Source organism: Pseudomonas sp. EL_65y_Pfl1_R83 (assembly GCF_963970695.1).
In the GTDB taxonomy this organism is placed as follows: Bacteria; Pseudomonadota; Gammaproteobacteria; order Pseudomonadales; family Pseudomonadaceae; genus Aquipseudomonas; species Aquipseudomonas tritici.
Map to the genome: position 1 here is coordinate 47417 of NZ_CAXAQI010000017.1, position 13274 is coordinate 60690.

A 13274-nucleotide genomic window follows, 5' to 3' on the forward strand; every position below is an offset into this window, starting at 1 on the left:
ATTGCAGGTGATTTCTCGAAAAAACTCGGAAATCTCTTTAAGCAAAGTAGCAAATCAGACACCGTTTGCGCGGTGCCTGATTTTTACGGCCAATTACTTCAGTGCGGCGAAGGCGCGTTCAGCGGCGTCGAGGGTCAGCTTCAGCTCGGCTTCGCCATGGGCGATCGAGGTGAAGCCGGCTTCGAAAGCGCTCGGCGCCAGGTACACGCCGCCTTCCAGCATGAGGTGGAAGAAGCGCTTGAACAGATCCGCGTCGCTGCCCATCACGTCATCAAACGTGACGATATCGTCGGCGCCGCTGAAGTACAGGCCGAACATGCCACCCGCTTGCGTTGTAACAAACGGGATACCGGCGGCGTCGGCGCGTTGTTGCAGGCCGTCGAGCAGGCGGGTGGTGTAGTCGGTCAGCTCGGCGTGGAAGCCCGGGCGGCTGATCAGGCGCAGGGTGGTCAGGCCGGCGGCCATGGCCAGTGGGTTGCCTGACAAGGTGCCTGCCTGGTACACCGGGCCCAGCGGCGCGATGTGTTGCATGATTTCGCGCTTGCCGCCAAAGCAGCCCACTGGCATGCCGCCACCGATGATCTTGCCAAAGGTGCTCAGGTCTGGCGTTACGCCGTAGTGCGCCTGCGCGCCACCAAGGGCTACACGGAAACCGGTCATCACTTCGTCGAAAATCAGCACCACGCCGTGCTTGTCGCACTGCTCGCGCAGGCCTTCAAGGAAGCCTGGCGCGGGGGGTACGCAGTTCATGTTGCCGGCCACCGGTTCGACGATGATGCAGGCCACCTCCTGGCCCACTTCATTGAGCATCTGCTCGACGGCGGCGATGTCGTTGAACGGTAGGGTCAGGGTGTGTTTGGCAAAGGCTGCCGGTACACCGGCCGAGCTTGGCACGCCTTGGGTCAGCAGGCCGGAACCGGCTTTTACCAGCAGGCTGTCGGAGTGGCCGTGGTAGCAGCCTTCGAACTTGATGATGCTGTCGCGGCCAGTGAAACCACGGGCCAGGCGGATCGCGCTCATGGTGGCTTCGGTGCCGGAGCTGACCATACGCACCATTTCCATCGACGGCACGATGGCGCACACCAGGTCAGCCATTTCGGTTTCCATGGCGGTCGGTGCGCCGTAGGACAGGCCGTGTTCCAGTTGCTTGCGCACCGCGTCCAGTACGTCCGGGTGGCTGTGGCCGAGGATCATCGGGCCCCAGGAGCCGACGTAGTCAACGTAGCGCCTGTCATCTTCGTCGGTGACGTAGGCGCCTTCGGCATGTTTGAAGAACAACGGCGTGCCGCCCACGCTTTTGAACGCACGCACGGGGGAGTTCACACCGCCGGGGATGTGTTTCTGGGCATTGGCAAACAGCGTTTCGGAACGGGACATGGTTGGGCTCTCTGAAATCAAATCTTAAGAAGGGCGTTGAACGCGCGGGCGCGACGCGTGACTTCCTGGGGGGTGTCGGCGCCAAACAGGCCGTGCACCACCGCCAGCAGGTCGGCACCGTGGGCCACCAGCGGTTCGGCGTTCTCCAGGGTGATGCCGCCGATCACGCAGATTGGCACGTGCAAGCGTGCGCGGGCCTGGGCCAGCATCTCGATGGTGGCCGCCGGCGCGCCAGGCTTGGTGTTGGAGTTGAAGAAGCGGCCGAAGGCGACATAACTGGCGCCTTCCTTGGTGGCCTGCTCGGCCAGTTCGATCTGGCTGTGGCAGGTCGAGCCGATGATAGCCTTGGAGCCGAGCAGCGCACGGGCTGGGGTCAGCGGGCCGTCGGTCTGGCCCAGGTGCACGCCGACGCCGAGGCGCGCGGCCAATTCAGCGTCATCGTTGATGATCAGTTGGGTCTTGTAGCGGGAGCACAGCTCCCGCAGCTTTTCCGCTTCACGCAGGCGCCGGGCTTCGTCGCTGCTTTTGTCGCGGTACTGCAGCAGGGTCACGCCACCGTCCAGCGCCGCTTCGACGTAGGCGAGGAATTTGCCGGCCAACAGTTGGCTGTCGGTAATGGCGTAAAGGCCACGTAGTTTCATCGGGCATGCCCCTTGGTTTTAAGAGCAGAAATCCAGCGGCAACCGGCGCGGTACAAACTGGCCCTGGCCGAGTTGTTCGGCGTCACGCAGGGTGCGCCAGGTGTAGTTGAGGGCTGATTGCACGGCGCTGACCAAGCCTTCGCCCTGGGCGATCCGACCGGCCAATGCACTGGCCAGCGTGCAGCCCGAACCATGGTAACTGCCGGGCAGGCGCTGGCAGGTAAAGGTATGGCGCGTGCCGTCACGGCTGTAGAGGCGGTTGTGCACTTCGTGCTCATCGCCATGGCCACCGGTGATCAGCAGGTGCTTGATATACGGCAGCAGCTTCTCGGCGCATTCGTCCGCCGTGCCTTCAGGCAATTGCGCGAGGATGCGCGCTTCGGGCAGGTTTGGCGTGGCGATCAGCGACAACGGCAGCAGCCGTTCGCGCATCGCATAACCGACTTCGTCCTTGCCCAGGCTGCCACCGCCACCGGCGCGCAGCACCGGATCACACACTACCGGCAGGTGCGGGTGCGCCTGCAGCAGTTCGACCACGGTGTCGACCATCGCAGTGGAACCGAGCATGCCCAGCTTGACCGCTGCCACTTCGGAATCGCCGAGCACGGCATTGGCCTGGGCCAGCACCCACTCGCGGTCGAGCACGCGGAAATCGCTGACATTGACGGTGTTCTGCACGGTCAGGGCGGTGACGGCCGGGGCCGCATGGCAGCCCTGGGCGAGCAGGGCTTCGATATCTGCCTGCAAGCCGGCGCCACCACTGGGATCATGGCCGGAGAGACAGAGGACAACGGGGCGAGAGCTGTAGATATTCATGGTGCGCGAGCTTACCACCAAACGCTTTTGGCGGGGCCGTCTGGCGATGGCTGAATTTTGTACGCAAACATCAGCGTTTATAGCTGTTTGCTAGTGTCCGTTACTTACGGTGAAACACGCTAAAACCCTTGTTCTAGAGCCTTTAAAAATTTTATTTCAATGGTGTCCAATGGCCTTTAGCGGCTATGCTAGAGTGGATCCAAACAACTAACTGTATTGCCGGTGTACGTCTTCTCAAAAGGATAGGGGGCTTTTTGACATAACCGGACAGGCTACGCTGGGGCACTATGCGCTATTTGCTGATTTTACTGTTGTGCGGGCTGCCGTTGCTCGCCAACGCCGTCGAGTTCAACCAAGACACGCGAAGCCTGCCACTGGGCCGGGCCATGCAAGTGCTCGAAGACCCGACCGATGCCCTGACCATTGCGGATGTCAGCGCGCCTTCCGCCGCTACGCAATTCAAGCCCTACGATAAAGACACACTGAACGCCGGCTACTCACGCTCGGTATTCTGGCTCAAGGTCAATCTGCATTACCTGCCCACCCATCCCGAAGTGCAACGCACCTGGTTGCTGGAGTTGGCGTACCCGCCGCTCGACCATCTTGACCTGTACCTGCCCGACAACACCGGCACCTATCGCCTGGCCGGGCGCACGGGGGATGCGCTGCCATTTTCTTCCCGTGAAATTCGCCAGAACAATTACCTGTTCAACGTCGACTTCACCCCTGGGCAGGCGAAAACCGTCTACCTGCGCCTGCAAAGCGAGGGCTCGATCCAGGCGCCATTGACGCTCTGGTCCAGCACCGCCTACCTGGAACAACAGCCGCTGCGCTTGTATGTATTAGGCCTGATCTACGGCGTGTTGTTGGGGATGCTGGTCTACAACCTGTTCATCTACCTCAGCGTGCGCGACACCAGCTATCTCTATTACATCTTCTATATAGCTTCGTTCGGCATGTACCAACTGTCGGTCAACGGCGCGGCGGTGGAGTATTTCTGGCCAAACAACCCTTGGTGGGCGAATGCGGCGACGCCGTTCCTGATTGGCTCGGCGGCGCTCTTCGGCAGCCTGTTTGCGCGCAGCTTCTTGCACACCGCCCAGCACAGTCGCTGGATCAACCGCCTGCTGCTGGCGTTGGTGGCCTGCGGCGCAGTGGTGATGCTGCTGTCGTTGATGACCAGCTACGCCCTGGCGCTGCGCCTGGCCACCGGTCTGGCGCTGGTATTTACCGTGACCATCTTTGTTGCCGCCATCAAGGCCTGGTATTGCGGCCAGCGAGTGGCGCGCTATTTCATCATCGCCTGGTCGGCGTTCCTGCTGGGCGGGGTGGTGAATACGCTGATGGTGCTGGGCTACCTGCCCAATGTGTTCCTGACCATGTACGCCAGTCAGATCGGCTCGGCGATTGAAGTGGCGTTGTTGTCCCTGGCCCTGGCCGACCGCATCAATTCCATGCGTGAACAACAGGCGCAGATCCTGTTCGATGCCAGCCAGAAGCTCGAAGTGCTCAACCAGCAATTAGCCCGCAGTAACCGACTCAAGGATGAGTTCCTCGCTACCCTCACTCACGAACTGCGCACACCCATGAACGGCGTGATCGGCTCCCTTGAACTGATGCAAACCGTGCCGTTGGACGCTGACCTGGCGCAGTACCAGCAAACGGCCGCCGGTTCGGCGCGGGACATGATGCGCATGGTCAACGGCATCCTCACCCTGACCGAATTGCAGGCCGGACGCCTGAGTGCCCAGCCGCAGGTGTTCAGCCTGCGCGGGACGCTGGACACCTTGCGCCAGCAGTTCAACGCCAGCGCCCAGAGCAAAGGCCTGGCGTTTTCCATCGACGTGGCGGGCGAGCTGCCGGACCGCGTGGTGGGCGACGCCGACAAACTGCTGCAATGCCTGGATTGCCTGCTGGACAACGCCTTCAAATTCACCCACGAAGGGTCGGTCCGCCTGCGTGTGGTTGGCGTGCCGCACAGTGAGGGCGCTTTGCGCCTGAGCTTTATCGTCACCGACACCGGCATCGGCTTTGCCTTCCTGGATGAGGCCACGCTGTACCAGCGGTTCTTCCAGCTCGATGGCTCCACCACCCGTGAATACGGCGGCATGGGTATCGGCTTGGCGATCTGTCGGCAACTGATCGAGCTGCTGGGCGGGCGCCTCACACATCATTCCGAACCGAGCAAAGGCAGCCGCTTCCAGCTGGAGCTGGAGGTGGAGGTCAGCCCAGTGCCGCCTGAGTTCAAACCAATGCCAGGCCGGCAACGCGCGCCTCAGGAGTGCGCGGTGCTGCTGGTGGATGACAACAGCGTCGGCCAATTAGTGGTGCGCGGCATGCTGCTTAAGCTCGGCTACCGGGTGAAAAGCGTGGACAGCGGCCCTAACGCGTTGGCGGCTTTGCAGGGCGAGGATTTCGACGCGGTACTGTTGGACCTTCCCGAAGGTGGTTTCTCGTTGTGCTGTCAGATTCGTGCACTGCCTGGCTGCGGTGAATTGCCGGTGATCGCCGTGAGTACGTCGCTGAATGTGTCTGAACGCGAGCATTGCCATGGCGTCGGTATCTCCGATCGGCTGGTCAAACCGGTGCGTTTCGAGGCATTGCAAGCGGTGTTGCAGCGTCGGTTGTTGTGTCCGGTTGAGGGTGAAAGCGCCGGGCTTTCGGCGGGTATGCCCCTTTTTTAAGGCGGATGACGGTGCTTAACTGCAATTCAGGCCCCAACTGGACGTGGCCTTTTTCAGGAGGCCCGTCATGAACCTGCATCAGTTTGCCGAGACCCACGACGTCACCAACCAACCGCCGTCCCTGGACGGCACTAACCTGTATCGCATCGACTTGCCCTTGCAAGAATGGTCACGCCGCTGTGGCGCTGGCTGGGCGCAGGCGCGCATTGATGCCTACGGCGCGCTGGCCGGCGGGCCGCTGATGGAAGCCGGGTTCCTGGCCAATCAGAACAAGCCTGTATTCAACAGCCATGACCGTTATGGTCATCGCATCGACCTGGTGGAATTTCACCCGGCTTACCACGAACTGATGCGCACCGCCGTCGAGCATGGTCTGCCGTCGCTGCCTTGGGCGCACCCGCAGTCCGGTGCCCATGTGGCCCGCGCTGCCATGACCTACCTGCACAGCCAGGCCGAAGCCGGTACCGGCTGCCCGCTGACCATGACCTTCGCCTGTGTGCCGGCGCTGCGTATGCAGCCAGAATTGGCTGACCTTTGGCTGCCGAAAATTCTCAGCACTCACTACGACCCGCGCAATGTCGGCATCCGCCACAAGGCTGGCGCCACCATCGGCATGGCCATGACCGAGAAACAGGGCGGTACTGACGTGCGCGCCAATACCACCCGGGCTTATCCGGTAGGCGCAGGCGGCCCGGGGCAAGCCTATGAACTGGTGGGCCACAAATGGTTCTGCTCGGCGCCGATGTGTGATGCCTTTCTAACGCTGGCGCAAACCGACAAGGGCCTCTCCTGTTTCCTATTGCCCCGACATCGCCCGGATGACATGCGCAACGAGTTCTACATCCAGCGCCTGAAAAACAAACTCGGCAACTGCTCTAACGCCTCCAGCGAAGTGGAGTTCCGTGGCGCCCTGGCCTGGATGATCGGCGAGGAGGGACGCGGCGTGCCCACCATCATCGAGATGGTCGCCATGACCCGCTTCGATTGCATGGTCGGTTCCAGCGCCCTGATGCGTCAGGCGCTGACCCAGGCCAGCCATCATTGTGCCCATCGCTCGGTGGGTGGGCGTGTACTCGGCGAGCAACCGCTGATGCAAAACGTGCTGGCTGACCTGGCACTGGAAAGCGAATCCGCGCTGGCCCTGAGCATGCGTATGGGCAAGGCCCTGGATAACCTGGGTGATGAGCAGGAAGCCAAGTTCGCCCGGCTGGTGACGGCGGTGGGCAAGTATTGGATCTGCAAGCGCGCCCCGGCCATGATCAACGAAGCCGCCGAGTGCATGGGCGGCGCCGGGTATGTGGAGGACAGCATCCTGCCGCGCCTTTATCGTGAGGCCCCGGTGAATTCGACGTGGGAAGGTTCCGGCAATGTGCAGTGCCTGGACGTGCTGCGCGCGTTATCGAAAGAACCGGGTGTGCTGGAGGCGTTGTTTGTCGAACTCGGGGACGGGCACGGGGATAAGCCACTGGCGCGACACATTGAACAGCTGAAGTCGGCGTTTATGGACACTCAGGATATCCAGTACCGTGCGCGGCAGTTGACCGAGGATATCGCCGTGGCGTTGCAGGCCAAATTGTTACTGGAGGCAGGGAATGCGGCGGTGAGTGATGGATTTATTGCCAGCCGGTTGGGTGAGTCATCCGGTCGGGCCTACGGGACTTTGCCGCGTGGTGTGGAGGTGGAAGCGATTGTTGCCCGCTCGACACCTAACTGAATAAACGCTGGCAAGCCAGCTCCCACCTTTCAAAGCATTCCAATTCTGGTGTTTATGTGAGCCTGGGATACAGGCAAGATAAAGGCCTGCAAGTCAGAACACAGGATGCTTACCGTGACCGAAGCTTTTGTTGTCGTTCAAACCGCTGAAGAAGCCGTGGATCGTCTGGCGGCCCTGCATGAGCGCGCTACCGGCGCGCTCAATCAAGCCCTCAAGCAGTACCTCAAAGACCGCGTCGAACCCGATGCCGAACAACGTGCGCTGTTTCGTTACCCAGAACTGCGCCTGACCTACCACTGCCACGGCGAAGTCCCACAGACCACTCGGGCGTACGCGAAGGTCCAGTTGCCGGGGACCTACAGCGTTACCGTCACCCATCCTGCGGCCTTCCGTAAGTACCTGCTGGAGCAACTGGTGCCGCTGATGCACGACTTCACCGTGACGGTGGAAGTGGGCGTCAGCCAGCAGAACATCCCGTACCCGTATGTGGTGGAGCAGGGCGACGAACTGGCCGGCTCCGGCGTGACCGCCGCGACCCTGGCCCGCGTGTTCCCCAGCACTGACCTGTCGGCTGCCACCGATGGCATCGCCGATGGCCTCTACGACTGGGAGAACACCGACCCACTGCCCCTGGCGCTGTTCGACGCGGCGCGCGTGGACTTTTCCCTGCGTCGGCTGGTGCACTACACCGGCAGCGACTGGCGCCATGTGCAACCGTGGATCCTGCTGACCAACTACCACCGTTATGTCGACCAGTTCATCGTGCATGGCCTGGAGCAACTGCGCAGCGACCCACGGTTTATCCGTATGGTGCTGCCGGGCAACGTGGTGATCGACAAGAGCATGGACCACGGTGAAGCGTCGGCGATTGCCGCAGGCGTTGTGTGGCATCGTTATCAAATGCCGGCCTATCACTTGCAGGCCAGCGACGGCCACGGCGTGACCCTGGTGAACATTGGCGTCGGCCCGTCCAACGCCAAGAACATCACCGACCATTTGGCCGTGCTGCGCCCGCATTGCTGGCTGATGATCGGCCACTGCGGCGGCCTGCGCCAATCCCAGACCATTGGCGACTACGTACTGGCCCACGCCTATATGCGCCGCGACGGGATTCTCGACCGCGTAGTACCGCCCAATATTCCGATTCCGGCCCTGGCTGAAGTGCAGATGGCCTTGCAGCGGGCGGCGGCCAACGTCACCGGCGAACAAGGCGAAGAGCTGAAAAAACGCCTGCGCACTGGCACCGTGTTGACCTATGACGACCGTAACTGGGAGCTGCGCTGGGCCCAGGAACGCCCATTGATCAACCTGTCTCGCGCGGTGGCCGTGGACATGGAAAGCGGTACCATCGCGGCGCAAGGCTACCGCTTGCGTGTGCCTTACGGCACCTTGCTGTGCGTGTCCGACAAGCCGCTGCACAGCGAGATCAAACTGCCGGGTTCGGCCAACGCGTTCTATGAGCGCGCGGTCAGCCAGCACTTGAAGATCGGCATCGAAGCCGTCGACCTGCTGCGCACCGAACTCAACTCGCTGCACTCGCGCAAACTGCGCAGCTTCGACGAACCGCCGTTCCGCTAAGCGGTTGGGATGGTCATTTAACGGTCAGGCCACTAGGATTGTCGGTCCTGACCGTTAGATGTTCCTTTGCCATGTCCCGTCCCACCCGTCCTGATTCGCGCCGCCCCAGCGTGAAACCTACGCATTCCGCAGCCCGTCGTGTCGCCAAGGCACCGCCGGCCGAGCCGAAGTTGATCCTCTTCAATAAACCGTTCGACGTGCTGACCCAGTTCAGCGACGAAGGCGGGCGCGCGACCCTCAAGGACTTTATCGACATCCCCGGCATCTACCCGGCCGGTCGCCTGGACCGTGACAGTGAAGGCCTGTTGCTGCTGACCAACGATGGCCAACTCCAGGCGCGGATTGCCGACCCCAAGCACAAACTGGCGAAAACCTACTGGGTACAAGTGGAGGGCGAACCGACCGAAGAGCAACTGCAACGGCTGCGTGACGGCGTCGAGCTCAATGACGGCAAGACCTTGCCCGCCGAAGCGCGGCAGTTGGATGAGCCCGAGTTATGGCCGCGCAACCCGCCGGTGCGCTTTCGTAAAAGCGTGCCGACCCATTGGTTGGAGTTGGTGATTCGAGAAGGGCGCAACCGTCAGGTACGGCGCATGACCGCCGCCGTGGGGTTGCCCACCTTGCGCCTGGTACGTGTGCGAATTGGCGATTGGACAATTGAAGGCCTGGATCAAGGCCAGTGGAAGGAAGTGCCGGCGCGCTTATAAGGCGCCGGACTCGATCAGACCGATGACCACGCTCTTGATGATGAACGCGGCCACGCCCAGGCCCAGCACGAAGAACAGGATGAACGAGCCAAAGCGTCCAGCTTTGGATTTCTTCGCCAGGTCCCAGACGATAAAGCCCATGAAAATGATCAGGATGGTGACCAGGCCGGTCATCATCCATTCTTCAAACAGGACGGGATCGATGTTGTTCATGGAGTTTTTCCGACAAAGGCAGGCGGCGAGTATACGGCAGTGCTACAGGCGCAATATTGACTTGAGTTGGAATGCAATCAATGTGGGAGCTGGCTTGCCTGCGATAGCATCACCTGGGTCTGGCTGACATACCGAGGTGTCTGCATCGCAGGCAAGCCAGCTCCCACATTTGATCTTCATGGGGCTCAGGTACGCAGATGGGTCAGTGGTAACTCAGTGCTGTTGAGCACCTGGTTCAGCACAAAGCTCGACCGCACGCTGGTCACGCCATCAATGCGCGTTAGATGCCCCAGCAGCAACTTCTGGTAGTGATCCATATCCGGCACCACCACTTTCAATTGGTAGTCAGCATCCATTCCCGTCACCAAACTGCATTCCAATACCTGGGGCAAGGTGCGGATGGCCGCTTCGAAATTCTCGAAACGCTCGGGGGTGTGACGGTCCATGCCGATCAGCACATAGGCAGTGAGGCTCAGGCCGAGCATCTTGCGGTCGAGCAGGGCGACCTGGCGTGCGATGTAGCCGTCATCCTCCAGTTGCTTGACCCGGCGCGAGCACGGCGAAGGCGACAAGCCGATACGTTCGGCCAACTCCTGGTTGGAGATCCTCGCATCACGCTGCAATTCCGCCAAAATACTCAGGTCGTATCGGTCAAGCTTGCTCATTGGGTTGGCCTTTGTCGTAACTATTGCGGTTAATTATCTATGAAGGGTTAAAAATTGCGCAAGCACTGTTTATTGACGCAATCTTCGCAATCATCTGTCGGGCGCTCGCCTGTATCTTTATCAACAGAATCACCGCCTGGACAACAGTCCACTTACAGCGCGCCCAATCAGGCCCGCTGCGGCCGCCACCCCAGCAGGGTTGAGCCGGCCTCCAGGCTGCACACTGTCCACAAGACGGCGTGAGGTGAGCCAACGCCAAAAGCGTTGAGCCAGGACGAAGTTCTCAAGGGGTGGCCGACGGGTCACCCCTTTTCTTTTGCCTGCTGATAACCTGTCCAAGAACCGGGCCTCGCTTTTCCAGTCTCATGGACAGGTCCTAATCCGCAATGAGGAATAGCATGAAGCGCATCTGGCGTTGGGCAGGTGTTGGTTTGCTGATGGTCACCGTTGGTGCTCAGGCAGTGGCCGACGAGCGTGATAACGCGCCGCGCGGTGAAGGCGGTGGTCAGCATGAAAGAGGGCCGGAGGGCGGACGGCCTGGGAATAATGAACAGCCGCGCCCACAGAATCAGCATTTCGATGGTGGTGCCCAGAACGGTGGTGGCCAATGGCAGGGGCGTCCCCAGGGCAATGAGCAGGGGCGGCCGGTGCAGCAACCGCAACCGTCGAATAACCTGCCGATCCAGAGTCGCCCCGACACCGTGCGCCAGACCCAGGAGCCCCGCCAGGGCTATTACCGCGACATCCCGCGACGCAATGATGGTAACCCACATTGGGAAGCCGGCGGCCCAGGCTCACGGCCCGGCGACAACCGCTGGCCAGGCCGCCCCGACGGGCACGGCAATGGTTGGGGCCCAGGCCCGCAACATCGTCCTGGCTACGTGATCGACCGCTTCCCCGACCGCAACTACCGCGTGCCTTACCGCGGCCAGGATTATTTCTATTCCGGTGGCTACTGGTACCGCCCGCAAGGGCCGCGCTATGTAGTGGTGACGCCGCCCTACGGAATCCGCGTGCAATACCTGCCCGACTATGCACGTGAAGTGTGGATAGGCAGTGCGCTGTTCTTTCTTGCGGCGGGCTCTTATTACACCTACGAAAGCAGTTCCCAGCAGTACGTGGTGGTGCAACCGCCGACCGCCGTGCCGGCGCCGCAGCCCACGCCGCAAGGCAATGGCTATGACGTGGTGGCGTACCCCGCCAACGGCCAGTCACCGGCCCAGGTGCAGCAGGACGGTTACGACTGTTATCGCTGGGCGGTGCAGCAAAGCGGCTTCGATCCGCAGGCGGTGACGTACGCCCCAGACCCTGCGGTGGTGCAAACCTACCGCCAGGCCCAGGGCAACTGCCTGAGCAGTCGCGGCTATCAGGTGCAACAGTAGCAGCGACAAGCCTCAAGCTTTTGGTGTCAAGCTTGAGGCTTGTGACTTGCAGCTTGAAGCTGATCCGCAGGATCCGCATGCACCAGCACTTCGGCGCGCGGGTAAGCCTTGTGAATGGCATCGGCGGCCTGGTCGCTGATCCCGTGGGCGACTGACAGCGTCAACTCCCCCGGCAACTCCAGGTGCAATTGCACAAACCAGTGGCTGCCGGAAATCCGCGTGCGCAGATCATGTGCGCCCAACACCCCCGGTACGCCACGGGCCAGTTCCAACATGTGCTGGCTGACGTCCGTCGGCAGCTCTTCATCCATCAACACCGCAAAACTCTCCCGAGCGATCTGGACCGCGCTCCACAAGATGTAGGCAGCGATGCCCAGGCCGAACCAGGCGTCCACTTGATGGTAGCCAACACCCGCCAGCACCAGCGCCACCAGGATGCTCCCATTGAGCATCAGGTCCGAGCGGTAGTGCAGTGAATCCGCGCGCACGGCGTTGGAGCCGGTTTCGCGGATCACCCGGTGTTGCAGCATTAATAAGGCGACGGTCAACGCCAGGGAAAACACGATTACGCCAATGCTCAACCACGGCGCGCCCACCGGTTCCGGGTGCTGCAGCCGCTCGTAGGCCTGGAACGCGATCAGCACCGCACTGCCACCGATAAACAGCGCCTGCGCCATGCCCGCCAGCGATTCTGCCTTGCCATGCCCATAACGGTGATCGTCATCGGCAGGGCGCAGGGCGTAATGCACCGCGAGCAAATTCAACAGCGAGGTCACGCCGTCCAGCAGCGAGTCGGTCAACCCGGCGAGCATGCTCACCGAGCCGCTGAACCACCAAGCGATGGCCTTGGTGATAATCAACGCACAGGCCACGCCCACCGAAGCGCGAGTGGCCAGGCGCAAGAGCCGGGCGTGTTCGGGACTGCTGGTCATAGGCGGCTCGACTCCTTAAGCGGCAGGTTGCAGGCCCAGGCTGGCGAGCTGTTGCACGCTGCCTTTGAACTGGATCATGCGCGGGTCGTCCAGCGGCAGGGTGCGGCCGGTTTCTTTTTGAATGATGCTTTGCAGCTTGGCATTGTCGACCTTGCCGTCGGCGCCGATGGCTTCGTGGAGTTTTTCCGGGTCGACCTGGGCGGTCTTGCCCGGTTCGAAGTAGATGGCGCCGGTGGCGAAGTCCACACCAAAAGCGATCAGGCCTGGGATTACGTAGAACAGCAGGCCCACGGCATCGAGCACGGCAATCGTCGGGTCGATCTTGCCGTCGATCTGGCCGCGGCGGTCCGGGTAGAAGATCGATCCGCAGGCCGTCAGTTGGCTCAGCAGGGTGACGGCGAGGACACCACCAATGACACGGGAAGCGATACGCATAAAAATTCTCCTGAACACGATTGATACGGGACTATATGACAATACTGCTGAACAACAGCGCTCTAATGTGCGAGCAGGCAAGCCAGCTCCCGCCGTTGAGCGCGTTGCCAGGCGCAGCCGGTGGTGTTTT

12 protein-coding genes are annotated in these 13274 nt (G+C 61.5%); 5 read left to right on the top strand and 7 right to left on the bottom strand.

The window, feature by feature from the left end; genetic code table 11:
• Positions 1-93: 93 nt before the first annotated feature.
• Genes hemL through AACY08_RS22040 form a run of 3 tightly spaced genes read right to left on the bottom strand, consistent with a single transcriptional unit; the run spans position 94 to position 2834 of the window.
• A complete protein-coding gene (hemL, locus tag AACY08_RS22030; protein ID WP_339471391.1) occupies positions 94-1377 on the bottom strand; it encodes a glutamate-1-semialdehyde 2,1-aminomutase in 1284 nt (427 codons plus the stop codon).
• 17 nt (positions 1378-1394) lie between these two features.
• The gene (gene thiE, locus AACY08_RS22035) at positions 1395-2018 is read right to left on the bottom strand and encodes a thiamine phosphate synthase (protein ID WP_339471392.1); all 624 of its coding nucleotides are present in this window, start codon (positions 2016-2018) and stop codon (positions 1395-1397) included.
• Positions 2019-2036: 18 nt separating this feature from the next.
• The gene (locus tag AACY08_RS22040) at positions 2037-2834 is read right to left on the bottom strand and encodes a hydroxymethylpyrimidine/phosphomethylpyrimidine kinase (protein ID WP_339416899.1); all 798 of its coding nucleotides are present in this window, start codon (positions 2832-2834) and stop codon (positions 2037-2039) included.
• 287 nt (positions 2835-3121) lie between these two features.
• Between AACY08_RS22040 and AACY08_RS22045 the strand changes: the two genes are divergently transcribed.
• The 4 genes from AACY08_RS22045 (at position 3122) to AACY08_RS22060 (ending at position 9517) form a co-directional block, all read left to right on the top strand.
• Positions 3122-5518: a hybrid sensor histidine kinase/response regulator gene (locus AACY08_RS22045; RefSeq protein ID WP_339471393.1), complete on the top strand. Its 2397-nt coding sequence runs from the start codon at positions 3122-3124 to the stop codon at positions 5516-5518.
• A 67-nt stretch (positions 5519-5585) separates the two neighbouring features.
• Complete coding sequence (locus tag AACY08_RS22050; RefSeq protein WP_339471394.1) at positions 5586-7232, top strand: acyl-CoA dehydrogenase family protein; 1647 nt, start codon at positions 5586-5588, stop codon at positions 7230-7232.
• Between the two features lie 105 nt (positions 7233-7337).
• Positions 7338-8810 carry an AMP nucleosidase gene (gene amn / locus AACY08_RS22055; protein WP_339427978.1) on the top strand — a complete coding sequence of 491 codons (1473 nt, stop codon included), beginning with the start codon at positions 7338-7340 and terminating at the stop codon, positions 8808-8810.
• Between the two features lie 71 nt (positions 8811-8881).
• Positions 8882-9517 (top strand): pseudouridine synthase, encoded by a 636-nt coding sequence (locus tag AACY08_RS22060; RefSeq protein ID WP_339437543.1) that lies wholly within the window; start codon positions 8882-8884, stop codon positions 9515-9517.
• Here the strand turns inward: AACY08_RS22060 and AACY08_RS22065 are convergent.
• Both AACY08_RS22065 and AACY08_RS22070 read right to left on the bottom strand, forming a co-directional pair.
• Positions 9512-9721 carry a DUF2788 domain-containing protein gene (locus AACY08_RS22065; protein WP_049713471.1) on the bottom strand — a complete coding sequence of 70 codons (210 nt, stop codon included), beginning with the start codon at positions 9719-9721 and terminating at the stop codon, positions 9512-9514. The genes AACY08_RS22060 and AACY08_RS22065 overlap by 6 nt on opposite strands.
• A gap of 194 nt (positions 9722-9915) precedes the next feature.
• Positions 9916-10395 carry an Lrp/AsnC family transcriptional regulator gene (locus AACY08_RS22070; protein WP_017735654.1) on the bottom strand — a complete coding sequence of 160 codons (480 nt, stop codon included), beginning with the start codon at positions 10393-10395 and terminating at the stop codon, positions 9916-9918.
• Positions 10396-10793: 398 nt separating this feature from the next.
• Here AACY08_RS22070 and AACY08_RS22075 point away from each other — a divergent pair, with 398 nt between their 5' ends.
• Positions 10794-11777, top strand: coding sequence for a DUF6515 family protein (locus AACY08_RS22075; protein WP_339471395.1), 984 nt, complete (start codon positions 10794-10796; stop codon positions 11775-11777).
• A gap of 26 nt (positions 11778-11803) precedes the next feature.
• Here the strand turns inward: AACY08_RS22075 and AACY08_RS22080 are convergent, their stop codons facing one another.
• Both AACY08_RS22080 and AACY08_RS22085 read right to left on the bottom strand, forming a co-directional pair.
• A complete protein-coding gene (locus tag AACY08_RS22080; RefSeq protein WP_339427980.1) occupies positions 11804-12709 on the bottom strand; it encodes a cation diffusion facilitator family transporter in 906 nt (301 codons plus the stop codon).
• Positions 12710-12724: 15 nt separating this feature from the next.
• Positions 12725-13144, bottom strand: a complete 420-nt coding sequence (locus AACY08_RS22085; RefSeq protein WP_090401953.1) for a polyribonucleotide nucleotidyltransferase — start codon at positions 13142-13144, stop codon at positions 12725-12727.
• Positions 13145-13274: the final 130 nt, after the last annotated feature.